This window comes from Sinorhizobium meliloti (assembly GCF_017876815.1).
Lineage (GTDB): Bacteria > Pseudomonadota > Alphaproteobacteria > Rhizobiales > Rhizobiaceae > Sinorhizobium > Sinorhizobium meliloti.
Genome location: NZ_JAGIOS010000002.1, coordinates 473770 through 498112 on the forward strand (window position 1 = coordinate 473770; position 24343 = coordinate 498112).

Consider the following 24343-nt stretch of genomic DNA (forward strand, 5'->3'; position numbering starts at 1 on the left):
CCGAAGCGGCGGCGCTTCACCCGAAGGTGATGGAATCGTCGACGATGATGACCGGCCGGCCGCGGGAGCAGGCTTCGACCCGCGCCTCGACGCGGTAGACGGATTTCAGCATGTCGGCCGTGACGACCGTGTGCGTCGGGCCGCTTGCGACGACGGAGCCGCCGCTGATCACGATCGTGTCTTCGCAATAGCGCAGCGCATGATTGAGATCGTGCAGGGCGATCAGTACCGCCATGCCGGATTGAGCGGCGAGGCGCTTCATGAAGCCGAGCACCTCGATCTGGCGGAAGAGATCGAGCGCCGAGGTCGGCTCGTCCATCAGGAGAACCTCCGGCTTGCGCACGAGCGCCTGTGCGATCGAGACGAGCTGGCGCTGTCCCCCGGATAGCTCGCCAAGCCCGCGGAAGGCGAGTTCGTTGATCTTGAGCGCCGCGAGCACGCGATCGATCTCCGCCAGTTCGCCGTCCTTCACCTTCCATCCCGATCCCTGCTTGGCAGAAAGCAGAACCGACTCGTAGACGGTCAGGACGGCATTGGCGCCGGTGTCCTGCGGCATGTAGCAGATCGCCTCAGCACCGTTGGCCGTGTCGGATAGGTGTACGAGGCCGGGGCCGGCGGCGAGGCCGGCGATCCGCTTGAACAGCGTCGACTTCCCGGCCGCGTTGGGGCCGATGACGGCGGTAAGATGCCCGCCTTTCAATGTCCCGGTATTGATGTCGGAAAGAACGACGCGCCGGCCATAGGTTGCACCGACATCCTTGAGAGCGAGGCTTACCATGCGCGCTTCCTGTTGGTGAAGATCAGCACGAAAAAGAAGGGGACGCCGACGAGCGCGGTGATGATGCCGATCGGCAGCACCGCACCGGGGATGAGCATCTTGCTGACGACCGAGGTGACGGAGAGCAGCAGTGCGCCGCAAAGCACCGAGGCCGGCAGGAAGAAGCGCTGGTCTTCGCCGACGAGCATGCGGGCGATATGCGGCCCGACCAGGCCGACGAAACCGATCGTGCCGACGAAGGAAACCGGGATCGCCGCGAGCAGACTGACCGTCATCATCGTTTCGAGCCTGAGCCGGCGGACATTGATGCCGAAGCTCGCCGCCTTATCCTCGCCGAGCCGCAGCGCGGTCAGCGCCCAGGCGCGCCTTGCGAAGACCGGCACCGCAACGAGCAGCACCGCGCCGGTGACCCAGACCTTCGGCCAGGTTGCCTTGGTGAGGCTCCCCATGGTCCAGAACACGACCGCCGCCAGCGCCTGTTCGGAGGCGAGATATTCGAGCAGCGACAGCGCCGCATTGAAGGTGAAGACGAGCGCGATACCGAGAAGGACGATCGTCTCGACGGTGACGCCGCGCATGGTGGAGGCGAAATGGATGAAGAGCGCCGCCACCATCGCCATCAGGAAGGCGTTGACCGGCACCATATATTGAACGGCGACCGGGAACACGGCGACGCCGGCGACGAGCCCGAGCGCTGCGCCGAAGCCGGCGGCGGCCGAAATGCCGAGCGTGAACGGGCTCGCCAGCGGATTGGCCAGGATCGTCTGCATTTGCGCACCCGCCAGAGACAGCAAGGCGCCGACCGTGACCGCCATCAGGGCGATCGGCATGCGTATATCCCAGATCACGACGCGGAGTTGATCGCTCACGGTCTCGGCATGAAACAGCGCCGTCAGGACGTCGGAAAGCGGATAGTTCGCAGGGCCGAGCGCCATGTCGACGGCAACGGAGACGAACAGCGCGGCAACGAGGCCCGAGAGCATGACGAGCCGGCGAAAGACGAGGGCGCGGTATCGTCCGCGCCCTTCGATGCCTGCGATTTCCTCGGCGACAGCAGCCATCATTCGCCTCCGCCGATGAGCGAGACGAAATGATCTGGCCGACAGGCGACCGGAAGGACTTTCCTCGGTATTCGCATTAGAACCTCGCGAACAGGAGATCGGAGGGCTTTCGCCCTCCGATCCGGAGCCTTACCGGCTTGCATTCAGGGAGACGAAGTAGCCGCTCTTGTAAGGCAGCGGCAGGAAACGCTCGTGCAGTTCCTTGAACGTCGCCTCGGGATCGAGATCGCCGAAGAGGTCCGGGTGGAGCCACTTTGCCATCTGCTGAATGGCCACGAACTGATAGGGGTTGTTGTAGAACTGATGCCAGACGGCATGGACGTTGCCGCCCTTGACTGCCTTCACACCCGTGAAAGCCGGACGCTCGGTGAGACCTTCGAGCTTACGCTGCGCCTCCTTCTCGTCCGCGCCATAGCCGACGCCGACCCAGGCCCCGCCGGGCACATAACCTTCCCAGTTGCCGCCCGTGATGATGATCTGATCGGGATTGGATGCGATGACCTGCTCCGGATTGACGGTGCCGAAGGTGCCGGGAATGATGTCCTTCGCCATGTTCACGCCGCCCGCGAACTCGACCATCCTGCCGAAATTCTCGTTACCGAAGGACATGCAGCAGTCATCCGAATAACCGCCGGCGCGCTCCATGAAAACGAGCGGCTTCTTCGGGTTGGCCTTGGCGAGGGTATCGGTCACCTTGGCGATGCTGTCGGCACGGAACTTGATGAATTCCTCGGCCTTTTCCTCCTTGCCGAAGAGCTTGCCGATGAGGCGCATGCTCGGCTCGGTGTTCTCCATCGGCTTTTCGCGGAAATCGACATAGACGAGCGGGATACCGACCTTCTCGAGCTTCTCGATATAACCAGCCTCCTCCGTCGCCGTTTTGGCGTCGATATTCATCAGCATGACGTCGGGCTTCAGCGCGACCGCCTGTTCGATGTCGAAGGTTCCGTCCTTCATGCCGCCGAAGGTCGGCAGCTTGGCAATGTCGGGGTACTTCGCGAGATAGGCGGCGTAGGTTTCCGGGTCGGCCTTGGCGAGATCGTCGCGCCAGCCGACGACGCGCTTGAACGGCTCGTCCTTGTCGAGAGCGCCGACGAAGTAGATCTGGCGCCCCTCTCCGAGGATCACATGCTCGACCGGCACGTTGACCTCGACCTCGCGACCGGTTACGTCCGTGACCTTGACGGTGTCGGCAAGCGCAATGCTTGAAATGAATAGGCAGAAACCCGCAGCGGCAGCGGCCACCTTGTTGAAAAACTTCATCGTTCCCTGCTCCATGGAAATTCGATGCCTTCTAATATTTCATGACTTTACCGGTCAACATATATCTTTTAGAACGCTTCCAAACAGACGAGACCGGGACCGAAAATGAGCGACGTGGCAACGCGGCCCAACTATGATCTTCGCGACGAAATCAAAGCCTATTGGTCGGAACGTGCGGCCACTTTCGATCTCTCTCCCGGCCACGAGATTTTTTCCGAGGAGGAACGCGCCGCCTGGCATCGGCTCATCCGGCGCCATCTCGGCGAAGGAGCCGGCCGCTCGGCACTCGACCTTGCAAGCGGGACCGGGGTGGTCTCGCACCTCCTCGACGATGTCGGCTTCCGGGTGGCTGGCATGGACTGGTCCGAACCGATGCTCGAACGCGCACGGCAAAAAGCGAAGAGCCGCGGACGCGATATTTCCTTCCGCATGGGCGATGCGGAAAATACCATGGAGCCGGACGACCATTATGACGTGGTCGTCAACCGACATCTGGTATGGACGCTCGTCGATCCGGCCGCGGCCTTCAGGGAGTGGCTTCGCGTGCTGAAACCTGGCGGCAGGGTGCTGATCGTCGATGGCGATTTCGTCAATGCGACCCGGCTCGAACGGTTCTTTTCGTCGCTCAACGTCTGGGGGCAGCGTGTCGGGCTCCTCAGACCCGACGCGCCGTCCCAGCCCCGGGAGATGCTGGAAACGCATCGAAGCATTCTTGCCCGCGTCCACTTCTCGCAAGGGGCGCGCGCCGAGGCCGTAGTCGGCCTGCTGCGGGCCGCCGGCTTCGCCGATATAACAGTCGATACCGATCTCGGAGAGATACATCGGATGCAGGCGAAGAATTGGAATCTGTTCAAGGGCCTCGCACGAAGAAGCCAGCACCGCTTTGCGATCCGCGCAAGCAAACCGGTGGCCTGATGCCGGCCTACTGAACGGGCTGCGTGGGCCATTAAAGCACTCTTGAGCTTCCACGTGTCGGTGCTCTGGATCACGTTCATGCTTTTCGGCCGAGTCGACCTGAAAGCATGAACGTGATCGATTCCAAGAAGTTGAGACGCGGCATGCGGGCGGAAAACCGCGCACATTTTTCCTCATCCCGCTCTATCTCTCCCGGAGGCTGCGCTGCCATCGTGGTTCAGCAGCTCGTGCCGACTCCACGTGAGTGGAGTCGCAAATGGATAGGCCCGTACGATGTCGACAGATCTCAATCTCAATCTCCTGCGGTCGTTTTTCATGATCGCCGAAGAGCGAAGCCTCACGCGGGCAGCGGCCCGGCTCAACATGAGTCAGCCATCGGTCAGCCAGGCGCTGCAACGACTGGAGGAGCAGTTGGCCTGTCAGCTCGTCCTTCGCGGCAGCCGGAAGTTCGAGCTGACGTCCCGGGGGCAGAAAATCTACGAGGAATGCGGAGAGATCTTCCGAGCCGTCGAGCGTATCGGCCAGCTCACGCAGGAAAGGACCGCCGAAGAGTTCGGCGAGGTGCGCATCCAGATCATCTCGAACCTCGAGTCCCCGCTCATAAACGAAGCGCTGCGTCTCTACCATCAGCGCTTTCCCTCCGTAACCTGGGTGATGGAGGTCCAGAACAGCCAGGATACGGTCAAGCGGATCCAGACGGAGAAATGCGGAATAGGATTATGTCTCCTGTCACGCCCCGTCTTCAGCCTGAATTGTCAGTTGCTGTTTCGCGAGGAATTCAGCGTCTATTGCGGCGCTGAGCATCCCCTCTTCGGCCGTAAGGAGGTGGAGAAGAGGGAACTGCGGCAGGAGTCATTTGTTTCCTTTACCTGCGCCACCGAAGGCATGGGCCTCGAGCCCATGGCGGTCCTCAGCCAAAGCCTCGGTCTCGGCGAACGGATCAGCGGGCAAAGCCCCAATCTCGAGGAAGTAAGACGCATGATCGTCGCCGGTCTCGGGATCGGAATTCTCCCGTTGACGGCGGTTCACGACGAAGTCGCGAGCGGACTTCTCTGGCCGCTCGAAATCAAGGGTTATCCGCTCGGCGCGGACGTGTTTTTGGTGACGCACCCGGAAGGCGACTATTCCCGCGCCGAGCAACATTTCATCGACCTGGTGCAGGAGCTGCGCTCGCTCTACCCGGAAATGCACTGAGCGCGCGTCCCGACGAAAAACCGTTATACACTTTTCCTGGAAGTGCTCCGATCAATCAGCGGTCGGCGCGCGCCACGACGGCATGCAACAGGACATTGAGGCCCGGCGCAAGATCGTCGCGGTCGCAGTCCTCCTCGTTGTTGTGGGTGATGCCGCCCTTGCAGGGCGTGAAGATCATTGCCGTCGGGCAATGTCGGGCGAGGAAATAGGCATCGTGCCCGGCCTGGGACTGGATGTCGCGCCAGTCATAGCCCATCCGGACCGCTTCCGCCCTGATTCCTTCCACCATCGCGTGATCGAAGATGTCCCCGCCCCAAAACCACTCGTCCTCTATGACCGCGTCGCAGCCGGCGCGGGCGGCGCTTTCGAAGACGGCACGGCGCATCTTTTCACCCATGACGCGCGCGGTCGCCGCATCGGGATGGCGAACGTCGCAGATCGCTTGGGCCGTGTCGGAGAGGATGCCCGGTTTGTTCGGCCACGCCGCCAGCCGGGCGCCGGTCGCCTTGCCGTCGCCGACGGCAAAATCCCAGCCGATGTCGTCCACGGCAGTCAGCCAGCGTGCGCCCGCGACCAGCGCATTGCGGCGCAGGTCCATCGGCGTCGGGCCGGTATGTGCCGTCTTGCCCGAAAAGCGCACCCGCATCCCGTAGCTCGGATATCCGCTCGTCACCACTCCGACATCGCGATTCTCGAGGTCGAGGATCGGCCCCTGCTCGATATGCAATTCGTAATAGGCATCGATCTCACCGGCACGACAGGGCTTGTTTCCGTTGTAACCGATGCGCTCGAGCTCGGCGCCGAAACGCGCTCCGTCGTCGGAGACGAGCTCTTTGACCCAGTCCCCGTCATAGGCCCCGACGAAGCAGCCGGATGCGACCATGGGCGGCGAGAAACGCGCTCCCTCTTCATTCGTCCAGTTGACGACGACGATCGGGCGGCGGGTGACATGACCGACGTCGTTCAGCGTACGGATCACCTCGAGTCCGGAGAGAACGCCGGCGATCCCATCGAAGCGACCACCGTTGATCTGGGTGTCAAGATGGCTGCCGATCAGCACCGGCGGCAGCGACGGATCGCTTCCTTCGCGCCGGCCGAAGATGTTGCCGAGTTCATCGATCTCGACGCACAGGCCCGCATCACGACACCAGTTGACGAAGAGGTCGCGCATTCTGCGATCATCGTCCGTCAGCGTTAGGCGGGCGAGGCCGCCCGGCCGCCCCTGGCCGATTTCGGCGGAAGTCTCGATGGTCGACCAGAAGCGATCGATGTTGGCACGGGTGTTCGATGCGAACGACATGGTTCACCTTTCAAATGCAATTGCGGACGAAGCGGCTCACATTCCGAGCGACATCAGTGTCATCAGCCCCGGAAAGAGAACGAGGAGGAACATGATGAGCGCCATGACGCCGATGAACGGCAGCAGATAGCGGAAGGACGCCGACATCGGTATGCCACCGGTGCGGCACGCGGCCATCAGGTCGATGCCGAGTGGCGGTGTATTGGCGCCGATCGCCAGGTTGATGGTCAGCAGCACGCCGAAATAGACCGGGTCGATCTCGAAGACCCGCAGCACCGGCAGGAAAACGGGCGCCAGGATGAGAATGATGGCGATCGATTCCATGAACGTGCCGAGGACCAGGACCGCGACCATCATCAGCATGAGCGCGACTGTGGCGCTCTCGGTCGCGCCGGTGATGGCATTGACGACGAGCTGCGGAACCTGCTCGACCGTCAGAATCCAGCCGAAGACGGAGGCGGCCGCGATGACGATGAGGATGGAACCGGTCATTTCCGTCGTGTCGCGCAGGAGGCTGAAGACCTTGGCGAGCGTCAGCTGGCGATAGATGAGGGCCCCGACGAGCAGCGCATAGGCGACGCCGATGCCCGCCGCCTCCGTCGGCGTGAAGATGCCGAAGCGGATGCCGCCGACGATGATGACCGGCGCGAGCAGGGCAAGCACGGATTCGCGCAGAGCGGTGCCCAGCCGAGTCCAGCTGAACGGTTCTCCGCCCTTCCAACCGTTCTTGCGGGAAATCCACCACGCGACGACCATCAGCCCGAAACCGAGCAGGATGCCTGGACCGATGGAGTGGATGAAAAGCTGCCCGATCGACGTTCCGGTCGCCGTTCCGTAGACGATCAGGACTATGGACGGAGGAATGACCGTGCCAAGCGAACCGGCGCAGCCGAGACCAGCGGAGGAGAAACCCGGATGGTAGCCGCGCTCCTTCATGGCCGGCAGCAGCATGGAACCGATCGCCACCACGTCCGCGACACCCGATCCCGAGAGCGAGCCGAACATCATGCAGGCGGCAATCATCACGATAGCGAGACCACCCGTCCGCTGGCCCACGACTGCCGCGCAAAGATTGACGATCCTCGGGGCGAGCCCCCCATGCACCATGAGCAGGCCGGCGAGCAGGAAAAGCGGGATTGCCAGCAGCGTGAAGCTGTCGATCCCCGCCACCATGCGCTGCGCGACCACCATCAGCGGCAATACATCGCCGACCAGCAGATAAGCGACCGAGGAAAGCGCAAGCGCGATCGCGATCGGCGCATCGATCAGGAGCAAGAGAATGAAGACGGCAAAGAGGACGAGAAGGGCAAGGCTCATTTGCGCAGTTCCGCGGCAACGAGGGCAACGAAGGCGATGGCACCCGTGACCGGCAGCGCGAGATAGACGAGCCCCGCGGGCCAGCTCAGGACCGTGGTTTCATGCGACCATGTCAGCACCGTTATCTTCCATCCGGACCAGATGACGACGACCAGGAACAGGAGGGATGCCAGACGCGCGAGTACGGCCAGGAGGGAACGGAACCGGCCGGGCGCAACAAGCAGGTCCGTCAGGCCGGCGCAAAGATGCGTGTTGCGGACAAAGGCGGAAACCGCGCCGATGAACGTCACCCAAACCAATAGAAGACGCGGGATTTCCTCCGACCAGCGTGGTGTGAAGGAAAGGGCATAACGGCAAATGACGACGTAGACGATGATGGCGGTGAAGGTGGCGATGGCCAGGCCGCCCACCGCGCGGGCTACGTTGTCTATGGCATTGGAAATCCGCGGACGCGGTATCGATGCGTCTTGCATGGAAGCCTCGCTGGTGTGGACGGACGGACATGATCCGGCGATGGGAAACGTCCTGCCCGCAACCGGCGGGCAGGACGACCGCATTACTTGCGGTAGCTGTCCATGACTTCAAGCAGCTCGGGACCGAAGACGTCCTTCTCGCTTTCCCAGATCGGCTTCAGGGCGTCGACGAAAGCAGCCTTGTCCACCTCGTTGAACTGCATGCCTTTCGATTTCAGCTTCTCGATCAGCGCGACCTCGTTATCGGCAACCATCTGGCGCTGCGCGTTGCCCCACTTGACGGCCGCTTCCTTCACGATGGCCTGGTCCTCGGGGGAAACCTGCGCCCAGGTCATGCTCGACACGGTCAGGCATGCGGCCCCCCAGATGTGACCGGTCATCGAAACGTATTTCTGTACTTCGTAGAACGACGAGGCATCGATGATCGAGAGCGGATTTTCCTGCGCGTCGAACACGCCCTGCTGCAGGGCCGAGTATAGCTCGCCGAAGGCCAGCGGCGCCGGCTGCGCGCCGAGACGTTCGAACGTCGCAAGCCGAACCTTGTCCGGCGTTACGCGTATCTTGATGCCGGCGAGATCGGCCGGCTTGACGATCGGGTGCTTGTTGTTGGTGATGTTGCGGAAGCCGTTTTCCCACCAGGCGAGAACCTCGATGCCTTTCGGCCGAAGCAGATCGGCAAGCGCCGTGCCGAGCTTGCCGTCGAGCGCGGCGAAGGCCTGCTCGCGACTGGTCCAGGCATAGGGCATCTCGATGATCCCGAACTTCGGCTCGACGAACTGGAAGGAGCCGCTGCCGATCAGGCCGCCCTGGATGGTGCCTATCTGCATGCCCTCGATGACTTCCTTCTCCGTGCCGAGTTGGCCGGAGGGGAAGATCTCGATCTTGACGCGGCCTTCCGTCTTCTCCGAGACCTCCTTGGCGAAGTCCGTCGAGGCCTTGTGCCAGCTATGGGTGTCGGCAAGCACATGGCCGAGACGGATCATCGTTTCGGCCATGGCAGCAGAATGAGCGGAAAGGCCGACAATGCCAGCGATCACGGTGGCGGCAAGACCGCGTGAAATTTTCGAAATGCCCAGTTTCATAGCGCCCTCATTTGTTGCGTTTATTCTAGGCATATTAGGCGGGCATGATGCCCGCAACGCAAATAGCCTGACTCAATGGCAAACATTGAGTCCGCTTATGGGAGCGGCTGCGATTTCCTGTGAGAAACGACCGCATCATCCAACGGTCGCGATACATTCGATCTCGACATCGAAATGCGTCCAGGGCTTGATCGCCACGCAACTGCGGGCCGGAAAGCCGCCAGGAAAATACGCGCGATAAACCGCATTCATCTCCGCCGCCAAATCGTTATCGGTGATAAAGACGAGCGATTTGAAGACGTTGTCGAGCGAGGAGCCGGCATGGCGGAGCGTGAACGAAAGCGCGTCCATGCAGGCGCGCGCCTGGGTGGTCACGTCCCCCCTGACGATCTCGCCTGTCTTCAGGTCGATCGGCGGCATTCCGCACGTATAGAGAAAACCGCCAACGCGGGTCAACGCGGAGGTCGGCGCGCCCAGTCTTCGGATTGCTTCGGAAATCACGGGGATTTCAATGATTTCGTGCTTCATGTCGCATGACCCTTTATAACGGCGCAGATCGTACCCGGTCGTATGGGACACCGTTTGCGCCACGTTTCAACCGATGTATAGCCGTAGCGTATGTCGTGTTCCAAGCCCTGCATCTTGTTCTGCATGGCCCCCCGCGGCAGCCACAAAGCTGCCGCCTAATGGTCAGCAAATTGCCCCCTCGTCGCCGCACCGAGCACTTCCGAGGCGTACATGCTCCCCGAGTCGCTTGCGTCGTTTCGACGGCGGAGCGAATGAGCAAGGCGGTATTGCTGCCGATCAAGTCATGCACGTCATGGAGGACAGAACATGATTACTCGCTATACACTCGTTGCATCGCTGACCGTTGCAGCCTCCAGCTTAATGCTTCTCAGCCCGGCTTCGGCGCTCGAAATCGCGCAGGCGCAACAGGCGCAGCCGACACAGACCCAACCCGACGCCAGCGGCACGAGCGCCCCGATCAGCGACCAGAAGATCGAGGCCTTCGCAGTGGCATATCTTCAGGTCGACAAGGTAAGGCAGGAGTACTCCACGAAAATCGGGGCTACCACCGACGAGGCTGCGAAGGCAAAGCTGCAGAACGAAGCCAGTCAGGAAATGGTCAAGGCGGTAGAGACCGCGCCGAACATGTCGGTGGAGGAATATACGACGATCTTGAAGGCTGCGCAGAGTGATCCGGCGCTTGCCCAGAAGGTTCAGGAAAAGCTCCAGACTTCGACGCCGCAGCAGCCGCAGCAGCAATAAGCACGGTTCGACACTTTGAGCAGTTCCGAGAAGATCGCGTGACGGTCTTCTGCCGGAATTGCGCAATGTCAAAGACTTAGGTCGTTTCACCATTGAGTGAAACGACCTAAGCTCTTCAGCCGACGAGCCAGAACAGCGCCGCGGCAATCAGAACGAACAATCCCACAGCGGCAAGGAAACGCAGCGTGCCGGTGCTCGTATTGTCGCCGAGCACGCGATTCCAGTATTCGCCGCCAGTGGCGTCGTTCCCTTCGATGCCCGCTTCCGCAGGCGCATGCGTCGTCGCGACCTTTCCGTCGCCTGCACTGAAATTGCGCGGCTGCGGCTGTGGCGGGTCGGGGCGCGCCCGGTCCGCCTCGCCGAGATATGGCGCACCGCCTCCTGCATCGCCGGCATCGGCGACGTGATCGTCGGGCTCCGCACCACCGCCGGGAGCGAGACCAGTCCGGACCGGCATGCTTTCCTGTTTCCCCGCCATAGTTGGCCTCCCTTGTGCGAAATGAGAAAGGGGGCGCCATCGCGCCCCCACCCGTGCCGAAACGGCATATCGTTCAGCCGCTTCGATTGGACTGGTTGTGGGATCCACCGGGCTCGGTCACGCCCTTCAGGCCGGTGCCGGCCATTTGCGGTTGTTCACGGGCCGCGTCGGCGAGCGAGACTATCCCGACCAGCTGCTTGTCATGGTTCACGACGGGCAGCCGTCGAACCTGGATGTCGCCCATGTTGCGCGCGACATCGTCCACCTCATCGTCGTCGAAGCAATATTTCACGTCCGTGGTCATGATGTCGGCCACCCGTGCCTGAGGGTCCATACCATCGGCAACGCCGCGCACGACGATGTCTCTGTCCGTTATCATGCCGATCAGGCGGTCGTCGTCTCCGACCGGCATGAAGCCGATATCGTTTTCCGCCATCTGCCGCGCAACAGCCGTTATGGTGTCGTTGGGGCTTGCAAGATGAACGTCTCTTGTCATGATCTCCGATACACGCATTTGTTTTCTCCTTCACGTTTCATCGGCACGTTTCATCGGCACGTTTCATCGGCGGCCCGGAATGCTCAAGCCGCCGTGACGGCCGCTCAGCGCCCACCGTCCGGGCGAGCCGCCGGATTTCCTTCGGGCGAAGCGGGTGCCCCAGCCCGCGCCGCGGTCTGCTTTTCGCGCCGCCTGCTGCCGTTGGCCTGGACCTCGCTCTCCGGCGCGGAGCCGTCTCTCTGCGTTTCCTGTCCTGGCATTTCCGGTCCCTGCATTTCCGGTCCCTGCATTTCTCTGGCCGCCTGCTCCCAGTGGCGCTGATGCTGCCCGTCCGGCCGTCCCTCCTGCTCCCAGATCGCATAGGCTCTGCGCCTGATGAGCTCTTCCCGTTCGTTGTCCATATCCCTTAGCTCGTCCATGTCCCTTACCTCGCCGCTGGACTTCGTTGATGGCGAGTTTCAAACGGCGCGACCGTCCATTTGTTCCCCCCCGGCTAGATCCGCGCGGGACCTTCATATGTGCTTTGGCGGCTCCGGATTTTCGTCCGGATTAGGGACCGGAATTTCATCCGGAAGGCGGTCTGGATCAGGCTCTTCGATCGGCGGTTCCGGATACCATGGCGGCAAGTCCGGCGGCGGCGGCTCGGGTACTGGCACCGGCTGACGCGGGTTCGGCATTTTCGTCTCCCTTGAGCATGCGGGGGCGACACCCCTCTTTCGGGACAATCCCGACCGTGCGTGATTGTTCCGCCGCCGGCGCAGGGAACGGGGCGAAGCGCGGAACCCTTTGGGTCGATCGCGGGTTTGACCCAACATCAGCAAGAGCAAAAGCCAGGAGAGAGCCCATGCCCAGACATCCGGACTATGGCAGATACGATCCCTACGGCCGTCGCGATTGGGCCCGCCGCGACTGGGAGAACGAGCGCCACCGCGACCCTTACAACTATGGATCCGAGCGCCGCGGTCGGGCGCGCAGCCGCTTCGATGAGGATGTCGAGCCGCGTGGCGCCGACTACGAGAGCTCGATGTCGTGGCCGACCGGGAGCTACCGCGGCGGCGAAAGCGAACGCGAACGCTGGAACGACGACGACTACGATCGCAGGGGCCGCGAGCGTTATTTCAGGGATTATCACGGGCCCGGTTATGGCTATCGCGGCGAGGGCCGTTACCGCGGTTATGGAGGTTACGGCGAAACACGCGATTATCGCCGCGACCGCGATTTTCTCGACCGCGCCAGCGACGAGGTCGCTTCCTGGTTCGGTGACGAAGATGCCGAGCGCAGACGGGAGATGGACCGGCACCGGGGCAAGGGTCCGAAAGGCTACAGGCGCACCGACGGCCGCATCCAGGAAGATGTCAGCGACCGCCTGAGCGACGACGGCGCTCTCGACGCCTCCAACATCGAAGTGAGCGTGACGAACGGCGAAGTACAGCTCCACGGGTCGGTGAGCTCGAAATGGGCGAAACGCCGCGCCGAGGACTGTGCCGAAAACGTATCCGGGGTCACGAATGTACAAAACAATCTGCGCATAGAGACGGCGGATACCGGCACTGTCCAGCAGAACCCGAACCTCACCGATCTTAGTTGAGGCGATTGCGTGCGTGCGAGCCGAGGAGCGCCGCGTAAGCTTGCGCGGCGTCTTTGCCTAGATCAGCGGAAGGCGCGCGGAAAACCGCACACACTTTTCCTCATCCCGCTCTTAGCTAAGGCCTATCGAGATACCGCGGCGGCTTGTTTGATTTCCTCATCCCTGTGCTCGTCACAGGGATCCAGCCAGACCAAGTCCTTGGGCTGAAACAACGCTTCCCGCGCCGCAGACGCGGCGCTGCTCTCATCTCTGTGACAAGCACAGAGATGAGAGCGAGGAGAAATTGCGCCCGGCTACCTTGTCCGCACCGCCCTACGCGTCGACAAAAGCAATCATCTTGAAGCAGCCGTCAAAACTCGAGATGAATCTCAACAGGCCTTAGCTGGAAGCTCGCCGCTCTTCTGCGACCGATTTTGCCTGCCGCGCCCTGGAGCGCGCCGAGCGCTGAAGAAAGCTCAGCAAGCGCTGTTCCTCCACACGCAGTTCGCTGTCCAAGCGCCCGCGCGCCTGAAGCTGCCGTGCCGAGATCGAGGCCGACTTGTCGGCGAGAGCGAGCACATCGGGATGAATGTAGCTGCTCCGGCTGATGGCGGGGGTGTTGTGAAGAACGGACGCAGCCGCTTCGCTCATCTGTTTGATCGTCGGCCACTCGCCCTGTTCGATCGAAGTCCGGGCGGCCGTGAAAGCCGCGAGAGTGCCGCCCCAGGTCCGGAATGTCTTTGCAGAAACCGCTGTTCCGGCCACATCTGAAAGGTACCGGTTGAGCCGCCCGGAATCGACCGGCCGCAGGACGTCGTTTTCATCCTTCCAAACGAAAAGCTGTCTGCCCGGCAGATCCGCGATCTCTTCGAGCAACTGCTGCAATTTGGGGCGGCGGAGCAGGCGCTGGACGCGCTTGCCGCCCTTGCCGATGAATTTCAGCTCTATGAAGCCATCGCCCAGCCTGAGATGCCGCTTCAGCAGCGTCGTGGCACCATAGCTCCCATTGGCCTGCACGTAAGCCTGGTTGCCGGTGCGCAGATGGGCTTCGTCCAGCAGGGCCACCAGCGCAGCGAGCACGGTTTGCATGTTTTCCACGTCGCCCTGCATGTGGCGCCGTATGGTGCGGCGTATCTTGGGCAATGCCTTGCCGAATTCCACCAGTTGCGCGAATTTGTCGGCGCTCCTGAGAGCCTGCCACTCGCTGTGATAGCGGTACTGTTTTCGTCCGCGCGCATCGTAGCCCGTAGCCTGCAGATGCCCCCGTTCTTCGAGGCAGATCCAGACGTTGTCATAGGCAGGCGGCAGGCCCAGCGCCGCTATGCGGCTTTTGATCAACGGATCGGTAACGATCGAGCCGTCCGGCATTCGGTAGACAAACCCCTTGCCACGCCTTTGCCGCCGGATGCCCGGTTCGCTGTCGCTGACATAGACGAGCCCGGTTTCCTCGGGCACGTGACCGGCCGCCGCCAGGTTCCGCGGACCATCCGCGATCACGCAAGGCGGACATTCGAGCACGTCGACCGACGTTGCTCTAGCCATTGCCTCCCTCCTGCGGCACGAAGGCGACGACGCTCTGCGCCGGGATAGTGTTGCGATCCGCGCTGGCGCGCATGCCGAACGGTTCGTCGGCTGCCGTGTCGAGCACGCGTAGCCAGCGCCTGCTTCCATTTCCGTGGGGCAGGGCTATCTCGCAATCACCGCCGGCATTGAGCACGAGGACGATCTCGCCGGCCGGCGGAGCTTCGACCTGCCCGACACGGCAGATATAGGCGCAGATCAGGCGGAGCTCAGCGTCGTGCCAGGCGTCCTCGTCCATCGGGTTGCCATCCGCCTTGTACCAGGCGATTTCGACTCGTCCATTGTCGTCGGGCTCTCCGTCGAGGAATCGTTCCTGCCGCAGGACAGGATGGTCCTTGCGGAAGGCGAGGAGCTTTCGGCAGAAATCCACGAAGCCATCGTCCGCCCCGCTCCAATCGAGCCAACCGATCTCGTTATCCTGGCAATAGGCGTTGTTGTTGCCCTGCTGGCTGTTTCCCAGCTCGTCGCCGCCGAGCACCATCGGCACGCCCTGGCTGATCATCAGGGTGGCGAGCATGGCCGCCCGCCGTCGCTTGCGGGCCTCGATGATCTCTCCGTTGTCGGTTGGGCCTTCGGCGCCCATGTTGTCGGAATGATTGTCGGAGTGACCGTCCCGGTTCTCCTCGCCGTTCGCCTCGTTGTGCTTTTCGCCGTACGAGACCGTGTCTGTCAGGGTGAAGCCGTCATGGGCGCTTACCAGGTTGATCGACGAGGTCGCGGCACGATCCGAATGCCTGAACTGAACCGGCGAGCCGAGAATGCGCTCGGCAAGCACCGGAACCATGCCGCCATCTCCCTTCCAGAAGCGCCGGACATCGTCGCGGAACCGGTCGTTCCATTCGCGGAACGGCGGCGGGAAACCGCCGAGCTGATAGCCGCCCTCGCCGACGTCCCAGGGTTCGGCGATCAGCTTCACACCCGCCAGAATCGGATCCTGCCGGATCGCGTCGAAAAAGCCGCCTTCGCGATCGAACTCCATGTATTCGCGGCCGAGCGTGCTTGCGAGATCGAAGCGGAAGCCGTCGATATGCATCACGCCCACCCAGTAACGCAGGCTGTCGAAGACCATGCGCAGCACCAGGGGATGGGCAACATTGAGCGTGTTGCCGGTGCCCGTCGTGTCGTAGGTGTGGCGCGGCTTGTCCGGCGACTGGCGGTAATAGCTGAAATTGTCGAGCCCGCGGAAGCTCAAGGTCGGGCCGCGTTCCGAACCCTCGGCCGTATGGTTGTAGACGACATCCATCAGAACTTCGATGCCGGCGGAATGAAACCGCTTCACCATCGTCTTGAATTCGGTAAAGCGGTCGCCCTTGAGATAGCGCTCGTGGGGAGCGAAGAATCCGAGCGTCTGATATCCCCAATAATTTCTGAGGTTCCGCTCCACCAGGTAGCGGTCGTCGAGGAAATACTGCACCGGCATCAATTCGATCGCCGAAACGCCGAGCTTCGTCAAGTGCTCGATGATCGGATCGCTCGCCATGCCGAGAAACGTGCCACGCAGCTCGTCCGGCACGCCGGGATGCGTCATGGTCATGCCGCGGACATGCGCCTCGTAGATGATCGTTTCGGTCCAGGGACGGCGGATCGCTTCTTCGCCCGCCCAGTCGAAAGTCGGGTCCTGAACGACGCCCTTTACCATGAAGGGGGCGCTGTCGCGCTCGTCGAAGGAAAGATCGCCCTCAGGGCTGCCGATCGTATAGCCGAAGAGGGCATCGTCCCAGATGAGCTCACCCGCGACCAGCTTGGCGTAGGGGTCGAGCAGCAGCTTGTTCGGATTGAAGCGGTGACCATTGTGCGGGTCGTAAGGTCCGTGGGCGCGGTAGCCATAGAGGGTGCCGGGACCGATACCCTCGATGTAACCGGACCAGATATCGCCCTCGCGCTTCGGCAGAGGCATACGCGCCGTTTCCTCGCGTCCATCCTCGGAAAACAGGCAGAGTTCGATCTTCTCCGCATGCGCCGAGAAGACCGCAAAATGCGTCCCCTGCCCGGTGTATTCTGCACCGAGTTCAGGTTTCATGAAATCGAGTTCTGAAAAAGTCAGGTTCATTCAGTCGCGCCCTCTACCGCCTTGCCCGGCAGCTTTGATGCAACGCGACGGGCAGGCATTTGTTCCTCTCCCCGAACGGGTGCCGGGGGAACTTTCCCAGCCTTCGGCCAGTTCCTCGCCTTTCATCTCGAGGGACATATCGATGCCGGCAGGTTCGACGCGTGCACATTTCAGAAACAGCTGGGGCGCGAATTTCATCGACGGCGACACATGCCGGTTTCGTTTGTGGGCTCCCGACGAGCGGGGCGTCGATCTGGTTCTCGGCGGCGCCGCGCATAAGATGCAGTCGCTCGACGGCGGCTGGTTCGAAATCACGCTCGCGGCGAAGGCGGGAGAGCGCTATTGCTTCCGCCTTGCCGACGGCACCAAGGTGGCCGATCCCGCCTCCTCGGCACAGGAGCGGGAAGCGTCGGGTACTTCGATCGTCGTCGATCACGCCGCCTATGAATGGCAGGCTTTCTCCTGGCGCGGCAGGCCCTGGGAGGAGGCGGTCATTTCGGAGTTGCATGTCGGCTGCTTCACGCCGGAGGGCACCTTCCGCGCTGCAATCGAGCGCTTGCCGCATCTGGCAGAGGCCGGAATCACTGCGATCGAGATCATGCCCGTCGCGCAATTCCCCGGTGTGCGGGGCTGGGGCTACGACGGCGTGCTGCACTATGCTCCGCACAATGCCTACGGGAAGCCGGATGACCTGAAGGCGCTCGTGGATGCGGCCCATTCGCTGGGTCTGACGGTCCTGCTCGATGTCGTTTACAACCACTTCGGCCCGGAGGGGAATTATCTTTCGCGCTATGCGAGCCGCTTCTTCAACAAGGATCGCCCGACACCGTGGGGGGCGTCGATCGCCTTCGAGGAGGAAGCGGTCCGGCGCTATTTCATCGAGAACGCGCTCTACTGGCTCGGCCATTTCCGTTTCGACGGATTGCGTCTCGATGCGACCGAACAGATCCGCGATACGACCAAGCCGCATTTTCTCGTCGCGCTGGAGCACGAGCTTCGGCACACGTTCGCCGAGCGGCAAATCCACCTGGTGCTGGAAGACGCTCACCGCCGCAGAAGCCTTCTGCAGCGCGACGCGAGCGGCGCGCGCATGCTTTTCGATGCGGCATGGAACGACGATCTTCACAATGCCCTCCACGTCGTGGCGACCGGCGAAACCAAGGGCCACTATCGCCTTTTCGCGGACGAGCCCTGGGGCAAGATCCGCAACGCGCTGACCGAAGGCTTCGCCGTGCCGGCAAAGGAGGACAATTTCTCTCCTGAGGGGAGCCGAGCCCGCGTGCCGCCGCAAGGCCGCGTGAATTTCCTGCAGAACCACGACCAGATCGGCAACCGCGCCTTCGGCGAACGTCTCGCCTCGCTCCTCCAGGAGGACAGCCTGCGCGTGTTGGCGGCCATGCACATGCTGACGCCGCAAATCCCTCTCCTGTTCATGGGTGAAGAATACGGCGAGACGCAGCCCTTCTTTTTCTTCTCCGACTACCAGGGGGAAATAGCCGAGGCTATCCGGCTGGGACGCCGGGACGAAGCCGAAAATTTCGGCGGCCTTCCAGAGGGCAAGACGATGGATGATCTGCCCGATCCGCTCGACCCGGACGTCTTTGCCGGTTCGAAGCTACGTTGGAACCGCGCGACAAGCCCTGCCGGCGAGCGGCATCTTGCCTATATGCGCGACCTCGCCGGGATAAGGCAGCGGCACATCGTACCGCTGATCGCCGGCACCGCCGTACCGGATGGCCGTGCATACGAGACCAAGGACGGCATCATCGCTGTCGACTGGCAGTTCGGGGAGGCTTGCCTGGAATTGCGCGTCAATCTTTTGCACGAGACACACGCCGTACCCGCAATACGCGGTCAGCCGATCTTCGCGAGCGAAACGTCCGGTGTCGAGACCGTCTACGGCAGCGAGTTGGCCGGCCCTGGCATCGTCGTCGCCATTGCACGGTGACACGCCATCGGCAGACAGTGGAACATGCCCTGAGCCTCACGGTTAGACATCGCGGCGAGAACAAAGAGGGAGAGTCTCGAGGAACGATGCCGAAACAGCTTGCGAACCTTGGCCCGGCCCTTGCCGGCGAACACGCCGAGGCAACGACGATTGCCTCTCTGCGGCGGCAGGCGGAGGGGTGCGAGCGCTGCGACCTCTACAAGAACGCTACGCAACTGGTCTTCGGCGAGGGTCCGGTCGACGCCCGTGTCGTGCTCGTCGGCGAACAGCCCGGCGACCGCGAGGACCTTGCCGGGCGCCCGTTCGTCGGACCCGCCGGGCGCATCCTGGACGAGTGCCTGCACGAAGCCGGCATCGACCGGTCGGAATGCTATCTCACCAATGCCGTTAAACACTTCAAATTCGAACAGCGCGGCAAGCGCCGAATGCATTCGCGGCCGAACGCCGGTGAGATTCAGGCCTGCGCCTGGTGGCTCGGCGCCGAACTCGATGAGCTCCGCCCCGAAATCGTCGTCGCGCTCGGGGCAACGGCGCTGATGTCCCTGCTCGGGCGAAGCGTGGGTGTCACCAGGAACCGCGGCCAGCTTCTGACGGCCCCCGGGGGCTTCTCCGTGCTCGTGACCATCCACCCCTCCTATCTTCTGAGAATCCGAGGCCGATCCGACCCCGAAGCGGAACGCGCCCGGTTTGTCGACGATCTCGCTAAGGTGGCGACTCGCATCGGTTGACCGGTCAGGACTGCCGGTCGAGTTCCGGATAGTGGCGGAAGACGCAGGATTCGTTGAAGGCAAGCCGCCGCTCCGAGGCCAGATAGCTCAGAATTCTCGGCCGTGCACGAACGGCATCGTGCAAGGCGACCAGTCCGGGAATGTTTGTCTCATAGGCATCCATCGCCTTGGGAAAGGCATAGCGAAGTCCTTCGATCACCTGGAAAAGCGAAAGATCGACGTAGCTCAGCCGGTCCCCGACCATATGTTCCGGGCCCCTGGGATTTTGTGTGAGCACGCGTTCGAAATAGCCGAAAAACTTCGGCAGGCGCTCCGAGAGGAAATCGGCCGACCGCCTCAGCGCTTCAGGCTTCTGGTCCTCATAATAGAGCGACAAGGCGACCGGATGGTGCGTGTCGTGAATCTCCGCGACGAAGTCGGTGATCGTCAGCTGCAGACCATTGGTGAGGGTTCGAAGCCTCTCGTCCTCAGCAACGAGGCCGAGCCTCGGCCCGAGATAAAAAAGTATGTTGGCGACGTGGCTTATGACGAGGTCGCCATCGATGAGGAACGGGGGAGCGAAGGGAGCGGCGGCTTCACCGGGCATCTTCATCAGCTTCAGCATTTCATTCGTGCCGCCCGGCTGGCGGGCAATGTCGAGGTAATCCGCGCCGGCCTCCTCCAGCGCAAGGCGCACGAATTCACCTCGACCGGGAATGCCGTCCCAGTAATAGAGCTTGTATGGCATGAAAGGTCCCCTTCTTTGCCAGCATTCATCTTGGTTCGCCGCCGAAGTCTTTTCCTGGCTCGTTCTCGCCTTTCGCGAACCCCCGTGCTCCGAGCTATCTTCTTGTATCGGCACGATTGAAGGAAAAATACAGCCGCGGAATTCGTTCCGGTTCGGCAGGGAAACAGAACATCCTGCGTCGAGGAGAAAACCAATGAAAATCGAAGAGCTCATGTTCGCCGAAAGCGGCGGCGTACCAAACAACCCGCGCCTGCCGGTCCTGGTCTATCGTCAAGCGATCGACGTTACGGAAAATGGAGCCACACGGATAGAGGAAAGCTTCAGGGCCAATGGTTGGCGCGGCCTGTGGCGCGACGGCGTCTTTGCCCATCACCATTACCATTGCGGTGCGCACGAGGTTCTCGGGATCGCGGAAGGCCGGGCACGGCTGCTGATCGGAGGGCCGGACGGTCAGGAGGTCGAGGTCGCTGCCGGCGACGCCATCCTCCTCCCCGCGGGTACGGGCCACCGCCGGAACGAAGCAAGCGTGGATTTCCTGGTCGTCGGCGGCTATCCGCCGGGGCAGGACGCCGGGATTCAGAGCGGCGCCGCGACCGCGGATGACCGTGAGGCGATCGTCTCGGTGCCGCTGCCGAGCCTTGACCCCATTCTCGGCGCCGAGGGACCTGCGGTCACGGTCTGGCAGTCCGCCATGCATGCGGAACGCGGTCTCGGCGAACGACAGGGCCACTGATCACTCGCCGCAATCGTCAGCGCAGCCAGACGGGGAGATCGGCGGCCGTGCGGCAGCCCGCTGGCCGCTCTTTCAGTCCCAATTTTTCCCAGGCGAATTTCTGGGCCGCGACCTGTGCCATTTCCTTGGTCTCGTAGATGTCCGGCAGCACATATGCCTTACGGCCACACGACAGGAGCGCCCTGTGACTCAGCAGATCGTAGTGAAGCTCGAGGTATTCTTCGGAATGCATGGAACCCTCCCAGGTGGCGAGAGGAAAACGGCGGCCGTCGCGGGAAGTTCCATGAAGCCCGCCGATTGCTGGGATGGCAAGGGCTGCCCGACGGAACATAGACGTCGCTTCCGAGTTGATGACGCTTACGGGAGGTCAGTCATGAGCACGAACAAGCATGGAGAACCGCGCCCGGGGGCTGATGCGCGCCCGCTCGATCCCCCGAGCGTCGACGAGCCGATCGACGCATGGGGGCGAGATCGGAAGAGCGCGCCAGAGGTCGGAAACCAACTCGACGAACTGCGCGAGCGGATCGCCCGGCTTCAAGCCGAAATCGACGCCATCGCAACCGAGACCCACACGGCCGTCGGCACCGTGCCCGGAGCCGACAGGCTCGAAACAGCGAGAGACGTGGTTGCCGAAAAGCGCGACGAGATCAAGCGCCTGACGGCGCGTCTCGAAGAGATCGAGCGGACGCTTGGCGGCAGCGCCGCCTAGTTTACTCGATCTAAAACACGGTCATCCACACGCCGCGCCAGAAAAGCGAGTTCGGGTCATCGAGGCGTTCGCAATCGTCCGTCGCAGGCTTCCTGATCTTTGCAGATGCCGGCTTGCGGTCGTTTGCGGGAGGGACAGGGCGCCCTTCGCGTTCCGTCGCGGGCTCCGGTTTTTTGATCGTTAGCATCGCGAGATCCTTTCCGCCGTAAAGGCGTTTCCGGCCTCAAGTGCTCCTTCCGCTTCCGTCTCCGAGTTCCTTCTTCGGTTCAGTGCCGGTGAATGAATTTACAGAACCGGCTGGGTTGCCCGTCGTCAGTCATGTCCTGATGGAGGAAAGCCAGATTCTCCTCGTCGAAGATCTTGAAGAATTCGTCCCAGGAAATTTTCTCCAGCGTGTCTTCCGGCTTGCCGAAATCAACGCGGAGGAGACCACCACCGTCTTCGGTCGCGCCCTTCACGCGCGCCGGCTGTCCTTTGCGGGCCTCTATCCAATTGCGGATTGTGTCGTGGTCGATCGTAGTCATCGCAGCGGTCATCGGAAACTCCATGAACTGGGATGCCGGAGGCGCCTCGAGCGCCATCTTCAGCGGCAGGGAACGCGGTGTGCCCTCACCGCGCCCTAGCTGTGTAAATCGATCGCTGCGCTTATTGTTCCGCCTTAGCGCCGCGCGCGGTCGCCTGGCACCGCGGCGGTTGCCTCGTCGTCGTGCGGTTCCCAGCCGAATATGCTGCGCCCGCCGAAACGCGCGGAGTCCCTGAATTCGCCCGCGACGATCTCCTTGAGGTCGGGGCCCGTGACGTAGCGCTCCAGCCGGCGCGACTGCTCGTCGAGCCGCTTCAGCGCCGCAAGCTCTTCCTGGCGCCCGAGGCGGCCCTTGCTGACCGCTGATTTCATGATCCTGATCGTCTCGTCATAGACTTTCAACGGCACCGGGAACGGATGGCGGTCCTTGCCGCCATGGGCGAGCGAAAAGCGGGCGGGGTCCGAGAACCTGCATGGCGTCCCGTGGACCACCTCCGCGACCATCGCCAGCGCCTTGACCGTCCGCGCGCCGACGCCTGGCACCAGCAGCAGGTCCTTGAAGTCCTCCGGACCACGGTCGGCGGCGGCGGCGAAGTTGCCGTGAAGGCGCCGGAGATTGACGTCGCTTTCGCGCACGTCGTGATGGGTGGGCATGAAGAGATGAGGCAGCATCGGCTGTGCCAGCGCGGCCACAGGAGCCCCACGAGACTCGACCCGGGCGACCTCGCGCAGGAGCCCGTCGGGCCCGAGGGACTGGAGGAGATCCAGCTGCGCAGTCCGCGAGGCGGCGGCGCGGCGGTCGGCAAGATTGACGATCTCGCCCTGTTCTCTGCCTTCAATCGCGCTATGCGGCGCGTCGACGAAGCTTGTCAGGCCCTCCGAGAGCCAGTGATAGCGCCTCGCCTGCCGGCGGTCGCCGTTCATGCCCTGCTGGACGACCACCCACCTGGCATCGTCCGTGACGATGAAACCGTGCAGGTAGAGATCGAAGCCGTCCTGAACGGCGGCACTGTCGACCTTGGCGACGAGGCGGCTCGCTTCTGCCAATGCGCCGCCGTCGAAACCGACGCGATCGCCAATCGACACGAGTTCGCCCGGCGTCTTGCGGGAGTGCTGGCCGCGGCCGCCGCAGACATGGATGCCCAGCTCGCCGGCAACCGGGGTGAGACCACGTTTCAACGCACCGATGACGCTCGTGGTGATACCGGAGGAATGCCAGTCCATGCCCATGACGGCACCGAAGGACTGGAACCAGAACGGATGCGCAAGCCGCCTTAGAGTCGGACTCGAAAAGGTTTCAACGATATCCATATCTTGCAAGGCGTCTGGTGAGCATGCGGATGTGAGCGATGGTGATCCACGCTTCTGCTGAAGCGACGGATTTTTCGAAGTCCTTGGCCAGTCTGCGGCATCGACCCAGCCAGGCGAAGGTCCGCTCGACGACCCAGCGGCGCGGCAGGATTTCAAAACCCTTGGCCTTGTCGGAACGTTTGATGATTTCGAGTGTCCATTTCCCGATTTTCTGCAGCCGCTTTTTGAGCTTGTCGCCCGCATAGCCGCCATCAGCGAAGACATGAAGCAACCACGGCCACCGGTTTTTGATGGATTTCAGGAGATCGGGAGCGCCGTCGCGATCCTGAATATCGGCGCTGTGCACCATGAGGCCGACCATCAGCCCGAGCGTGTCGACAATGATGTGGCGCTTGCGGCCCTTAATCTTCTTGCCTGCATCAAAGCCACGGATACCGCCGCTTTCCGTCGTTTTAACGCTTTGGCTGTCGATCGCGCCCGCTGTCGGCGAGGCTTCTTTCCCCTCCAATTCCCGCGCCTCCATGACGAGGTGATGGTTGATCCGTGGCCAAAGACCCATTGCCCGCCATTCATAGAAATATCGCTGCACCGTCGAACAGGGCGGAAAGTCCTTCGGCAGCATCCGCCACTGGCAGCCTGTCGAAGCGATATAGAGAAGGGCGTTTAAAACATCGCGCAAATCAGTCTTGCGCGGACGACCCAGACGCCGTGGCGCAGGCATGAACGGTGCAACAAAATCCCATTCGCGATCCGTGACATCGCTTGCATATCCGCTCGTCCGCCGGACATAATTGCGCCGGGTGGTTTCAGTCCAGGCCATCGTGATCTCCATCGAATCTT

The 24343-nt window shown here is 62.3% G+C and carries 25 protein-coding genes and 1 pseudogene; 8 read left to right on the forward strand and 18 right to left on the reverse strand.

Features of this window, described 5'->3' with window-relative positions; translation table 11 throughout:
* Positions 1-16 precede the first annotated feature (16 nt).
* The 3 genes from JOH52_RS21105 to JOH52_RS21115 form a co-directional block, all read right to left on the reverse strand.
* A complete protein-coding gene (locus tag JOH52_RS21105) occupies positions 17-778 on the reverse strand; it encodes an ABC transporter ATP-binding protein (RefSeq protein ID WP_088203792.1) in 762 nt (253 codons plus the stop codon).
* Complete coding sequence (locus tag JOH52_RS21110) at positions 772-1839, reverse strand: FecCD family ABC transporter permease (protein ID WP_373865758.1); 1068 nt, start codon at positions 1837-1839, stop codon at positions 772-774. Before JOH52_RS21110 ends, JOH52_RS21105 begins: the two co-directional genes overlap by 7 nt.
* Positions 1840-1968: 129 nt before the next feature.
* Positions 1969-3102 (reverse strand): ABC transporter substrate-binding protein, encoded by a 1134-nt coding sequence (locus tag JOH52_RS21115; protein WP_107010563.1) that lies wholly within the window; start codon positions 3100-3102, stop codon positions 1969-1971.
* A 105-nt stretch (positions 3103-3207) separates the two neighbouring features.
* Between JOH52_RS21115 and JOH52_RS21120 the strand changes: the two genes are divergently transcribed.
* Positions 3208-4017 carry a class I SAM-dependent methyltransferase gene (locus JOH52_RS21120; RefSeq protein WP_028005510.1) on the forward strand — a complete coding sequence of 270 codons (810 nt, stop codon included), beginning with the start codon at positions 3208-3210 and terminating at the stop codon, positions 4015-4017.
* A gap of 273 nt (positions 4018-4290) precedes the next feature.
* On the forward strand, positions 4291-5211 hold the full coding sequence (locus tag JOH52_RS21125) for a LysR family transcriptional regulator (RefSeq protein ID WP_107010557.1): 921 nt from the start codon (positions 4291-4293) through the stop codon (positions 5209-5211).
* A gap of 55 nt (positions 5212-5266) precedes the next feature.
* Here the strand turns inward: JOH52_RS21125 and JOH52_RS21130 are convergent, their stop codons facing one another.
* The 5 genes from JOH52_RS21130 to JOH52_RS21150 form a co-directional block, all read right to left on the reverse strand.
* The gene (locus JOH52_RS21130; protein WP_010976085.1) at positions 5267-6511 is read right to left on the reverse strand and encodes a Zn-dependent hydrolase; all 1245 of its coding nucleotides are present in this window, start codon (positions 6509-6511) and stop codon (positions 5267-5269) included.
* Between the two features lie 36 nt (positions 6512-6547).
* On the reverse strand, positions 6548-7828 hold the full coding sequence (locus JOH52_RS21135) for a TRAP transporter large permease (RefSeq protein WP_088203790.1): 1281 nt from the start codon (positions 7826-7828) through the stop codon (positions 6548-6550).
* On the reverse strand, positions 7825-8301 hold the full coding sequence (locus JOH52_RS21140) for a TRAP transporter small permease (RefSeq protein WP_010976087.1): 477 nt from the start codon (positions 8299-8301) through the stop codon (positions 7825-7827). Before JOH52_RS21140 ends, JOH52_RS21135 begins: the two co-directional genes overlap by 4 nt.
* A gap of 83 nt (positions 8302-8384) precedes the next feature.
* Complete coding sequence (locus tag JOH52_RS21145) at positions 8385-9383, reverse strand: TRAP transporter substrate-binding protein (protein WP_088203789.1); 999 nt, start codon at positions 9381-9383, stop codon at positions 8385-8387.
* Positions 9384-9518: 135 nt separating this feature from the next.
* Complete coding sequence (locus JOH52_RS21150) at positions 9519-9911, reverse strand: RidA family protein (protein ID WP_107010556.1); 393 nt, start codon at positions 9909-9911, stop codon at positions 9519-9521.
* Between the two features lie 306 nt (positions 9912-10217).
* On the opposite strand from JOH52_RS21150, the gene JOH52_RS21155 reads away from it, so the two are divergent.
* A complete protein-coding gene (locus JOH52_RS21155) occupies positions 10218-10652 on the forward strand; it encodes a DUF4168 domain-containing protein (RefSeq protein WP_003526223.1) in 435 nt (144 codons plus the stop codon).
* A 115-nt stretch (positions 10653-10767) separates the two neighbouring features.
* Here the strand turns inward: JOH52_RS21155 and JOH52_RS21160 are convergent, their stop codons facing one another.
* From JOH52_RS21160 to JOH52_RS21170, 3 genes are all read right to left on the reverse strand, one after another.
* Positions 10768-11130: a hypothetical protein gene (locus tag JOH52_RS21160; RefSeq protein WP_014527851.1), complete on the reverse strand. Its 363-nt coding sequence runs from the start codon at positions 11128-11130 to the stop codon at positions 10768-10770.
* 73 nt (positions 11131-11203) lie between these two features.
* Positions 11204-11644, reverse strand: coding sequence for a CBS domain-containing protein (locus JOH52_RS21165; RefSeq protein ID WP_010976090.1), 441 nt, complete (start codon positions 11642-11644; stop codon positions 11204-11206).
* A gap of 86 nt (positions 11645-11730) precedes the next feature.
* Complete coding sequence (locus JOH52_RS21170) at positions 11731-12045, reverse strand: DUF2934 domain-containing protein (RefSeq protein ID WP_088203787.1); 315 nt, start codon at positions 12043-12045, stop codon at positions 11731-11733.
* A 425-nt stretch (positions 12046-12470) separates the two neighbouring features.
* Here JOH52_RS21170 and JOH52_RS21175 point away from each other — a divergent pair, with 425 nt between their 5' ends.
* Positions 12471-13214, forward strand: coding sequence for a BON domain-containing protein (locus JOH52_RS21175; RefSeq protein WP_107010555.1), 744 nt, complete (start codon positions 12471-12473; stop codon positions 13212-13214).
* 378 nt (positions 13215-13592) lie between these two features.
* Here JOH52_RS21175 and JOH52_RS21180 read toward each other — a convergent pair whose 3' ends face one another.
* Together JOH52_RS21180 and glgX are read right to left on the reverse strand one after the other, a co-directional pair.
* A complete protein-coding gene (locus tag JOH52_RS21180; protein WP_088203785.1) occupies positions 13593-14735 on the reverse strand; it encodes a DNA topoisomerase IB in 1143 nt (380 codons plus the stop codon).
* Positions 14728-16824, reverse strand: coding sequence for a glycogen debranching protein GlgX (glgX, locus tag JOH52_RS21185; RefSeq protein WP_088203784.1), 2097 nt, complete (start codon positions 16822-16824; stop codon positions 14728-14730). Before glgX ends, JOH52_RS21180 begins: the two co-directional genes overlap by 8 nt.
* Positions 16825-16966: 142 nt before the next feature.
* Between glgX and treZ the strand changes: the two genes are divergently transcribed.
* Both treZ and JOH52_RS21195 read left to right on the forward strand, forming a co-directional pair.
* Positions 16967-18772, forward strand: a complete 1806-nt coding sequence (gene treZ, locus JOH52_RS21190) for a malto-oligosyltrehalose trehalohydrolase (RefSeq protein WP_107010554.1) — start codon at positions 16967-16969, stop codon at positions 18770-18772.
* A gap of 86 nt (positions 18773-18858) precedes the next feature.
* Complete coding sequence (locus tag JOH52_RS21195; protein ID WP_107608927.1) at positions 18859-19500, forward strand: UdgX family uracil-DNA binding protein; 642 nt, start codon at positions 18859-18861, stop codon at positions 19498-19500.
* Between the two features lie 4 nt (positions 19501-19504).
* Here JOH52_RS21195 and JOH52_RS21200 read toward each other — a convergent pair whose 3' ends face one another.
* Positions 19505-20227: a glutathione S-transferase gene (locus JOH52_RS21200; RefSeq protein ID WP_088203781.1), complete on the reverse strand. Its 723-nt coding sequence runs from the start codon at positions 20225-20227 to the stop codon at positions 19505-19507.
* Positions 20228-20420: 193 nt separating this feature from the next.
* Between JOH52_RS21200 and JOH52_RS21205 the strand changes: the two genes are divergently transcribed.
* Complete coding sequence (locus JOH52_RS21205; RefSeq protein WP_028005498.1) at positions 20421-20960, forward strand: cupin domain-containing protein; 540 nt, start codon at positions 20421-20423, stop codon at positions 20958-20960.
* 16 nt (positions 20961-20976) lie between these two features.
* On the opposite strand, the gene JOH52_RS21210 is transcribed toward JOH52_RS21205, so the two are convergent.
* Positions 20977-21192 carry a hypothetical protein gene (locus JOH52_RS21210; RefSeq protein ID WP_127590504.1) on the reverse strand — a complete coding sequence of 72 codons (216 nt, stop codon included), beginning with the start codon at positions 21190-21192 and terminating at the stop codon, positions 20977-20979.
* A 141-nt stretch (positions 21193-21333) separates the two neighbouring features.
* On the opposite strand from JOH52_RS21210, the gene JOH52_RS21215 reads away from it, so the two are divergent.
* Complete coding sequence (locus tag JOH52_RS21215) at positions 21334-21669, forward strand: hypothetical protein (RefSeq protein ID WP_028005497.1); 336 nt, start codon at positions 21334-21336, stop codon at positions 21667-21669.
* A 266-nt stretch (positions 21670-21935) separates the two neighbouring features.
* Here JOH52_RS21215 and JOH52_RS21220 read toward each other — a convergent pair whose 3' ends face one another.
* The 3 genes and pseudogenes from JOH52_RS21220 to JOH52_RS21230 all read right to left on the reverse strand — a co-directional run bounded on the left by JOH52_RS21220 (position 21936) and on the right by JOH52_RS21230 (position 24323).
* Complete coding sequence (locus JOH52_RS21220; RefSeq protein ID WP_013850427.1) at positions 21936-22205, reverse strand: hypothetical protein; 270 nt, start codon at positions 22203-22205, stop codon at positions 21936-21938.
* Positions 22206-22327: 122 nt separating this feature from the next.
* Positions 22328-23470, reverse strand: a pseudogene (locus JOH52_RS21225) (DUF763 domain-containing protein); the annotation flags it as partial.
* Positions 23471-23489: 19 nt separating this feature from the next.
* A complete protein-coding gene (locus JOH52_RS21230; RefSeq protein ID WP_013851057.1) occupies positions 23490-24323 on the reverse strand; it encodes an IS5-like element ISRm4-1 family transposase in 834 nt (277 codons plus the stop codon).
* Between the last annotated feature and the right edge of the window lie 20 nt (positions 24324-24343).

What these genes read in the sequence shown, in the direction of transcription:
- JOH52_RS21205 (WP_028005498.1), top strand. Translation starts at nt 20,421, where the DNA reads ATGAAAATCGAAGAGCTCATGTTCGCCGAAAGCGGCGGCGTACCAAAC.
- JOH52_RS21195 (WP_107608927.1), top strand. Translation starts at nt 18,859, where the DNA reads ATGCCGAAACAGCTTGCGAACCTTGGCCCGGCCCTTGCCGGCGAACAC.
- JOH52_RS21155 (WP_003526223.1), top strand. Translation starts at nt 10,218, where the DNA reads ATGATTACTCGCTATACACTCGTTGCATCGCTGACCGTTGCAGCCTCC.
- JOH52_RS21200 (WP_088203781.1), bottom strand. Translation starts at nt 20,227, where the DNA reads ATGCCATACAAGCTCTATTACTGGGACGGCATTCCCGGTCGAGGTGAA.
- JOH52_RS21180 (WP_088203785.1), bottom strand. Translation starts at nt 14,735, where the DNA reads ATGGCTAGAGCAACGTCGGTCGACGTGCTCGAATGTCCGCCTTGCGTG.
- JOH52_RS21110 (WP_373865758.1), bottom strand. Translation starts at nt 1,839, where the DNA reads ATGGCTGCTGTCGCCGAGGAAATCGCAGGCATCGAAGGGCGCGGACGA.
- JOH52_RS21120 (WP_028005510.1), top strand. Translation starts at nt 3,208, where the DNA reads ATGAGCGACGTGGCAACGCGGCCCAACTATGATCTTCGCGACGAAATC.
- JOH52_RS21135 (WP_088203790.1), bottom strand. Translation starts at nt 7,828, where the DNA reads ATGAGCCTTGCCCTTCTCGTCCTCTTTGCCGTCTTCATTCTCTTGCTC.
- JOH52_RS21215 (WP_028005497.1), top strand. Translation starts at nt 21,334, where the DNA reads ATGAGCACGAACAAGCATGGAGAACCGCGCCCGGGGGCTGATGCGCGC.
- JOH52_RS21160 (WP_014527851.1), bottom strand. Translation starts at nt 11,130, where the DNA reads ATGGCGGGGAAACAGGAAAGCATGCCGGTCCGGACTGGTCTCGCTCCC.
- JOH52_RS21150 (WP_107010556.1), bottom strand. Translation starts at nt 9,911, where the DNA reads ATGAAGCACGAAATCATTGAAATCCCCGTGATTTCCGAAGCAATCCGA.
- JOH52_RS21165 (WP_010976090.1), bottom strand. Translation starts at nt 11,644, where the DNA reads ATGCGTGTATCGGAGATCATGACAAGAGACGTTCATCTTGCAAGCCCC.
- JOH52_RS21115 (WP_107010563.1), bottom strand. Translation starts at nt 3,102, where the DNA reads ATGAAGTTTTTCAACAAGGTGGCCGCTGCCGCTGCGGGTTTCTGCCTA.
- JOH52_RS21210 (WP_127590504.1), bottom strand. Translation starts at nt 21,192, where the DNA reads ATGCATTCCGAAGAATACCTCGAGCTTCACTACGATCTGCTGAGTCAC.
- JOH52_RS21105 (WP_088203792.1), bottom strand. Translation starts at nt 778, where the DNA reads ATGGTAAGCCTCGCTCTCAAGGATGTCGGTGCAACCTATGGCCGGCGC.
- JOH52_RS21230 (WP_013851057.1), bottom strand. Translation starts at nt 24,323, where the DNA reads ATGGCCTGGACTGAAACCACCCGGCGCAATTATGTCCGGCGGACGAGC.
- JOH52_RS21175 (WP_107010555.1), top strand. Translation starts at nt 12,471, where the DNA reads ATGCCCAGACATCCGGACTATGGCAGATACGATCCCTACGGCCGTCGC.
- JOH52_RS21130 (WP_010976085.1), bottom strand. Translation starts at nt 6,511, where the DNA reads ATGTCGTTCGCATCGAACACCCGTGCCAACATCGATCGCTTCTGGTCG.
- JOH52_RS21170 (WP_088203787.1), bottom strand. Translation starts at nt 12,045, where the DNA reads ATGGACGAGCTAAGGGATATGGACAACGAACGGGAAGAGCTCATCAGG.
- JOH52_RS21140 (WP_010976087.1), bottom strand. Translation starts at nt 8,301, where the DNA reads ATGCAAGACGCATCGATACCGCGTCCGCGGATTTCCAATGCCATAGAC.
- JOH52_RS21220 (WP_013850427.1), bottom strand. Translation starts at nt 22,205, where the DNA reads ATGACCGCTGCGATGACTACGATCGACCACGACACAATCCGCAATTGG.
- JOH52_RS21145 (WP_088203789.1), bottom strand. Translation starts at nt 9,383, where the DNA reads ATGAAACTGGGCATTTCGAAAATTTCACGCGGTCTTGCCGCCACCGTG.
- treZ (WP_107010554.1), top strand. Translation starts at nt 16,967, where the DNA reads ATGCCGGCAGGTTCGACGCGTGCACATTTCAGAAACAGCTGGGGCGCG.
- glgX (WP_088203784.1), bottom strand. Translation starts at nt 16,824, where the DNA reads ATGAACCTGACTTTTTCAGAACTCGATTTCATGAAACCTGAACTCGGT.
- JOH52_RS21125 (WP_107010557.1), top strand. Translation starts at nt 4,291, where the DNA reads ATGTCGACAGATCTCAATCTCAATCTCCTGCGGTCGTTTTTCATGATC.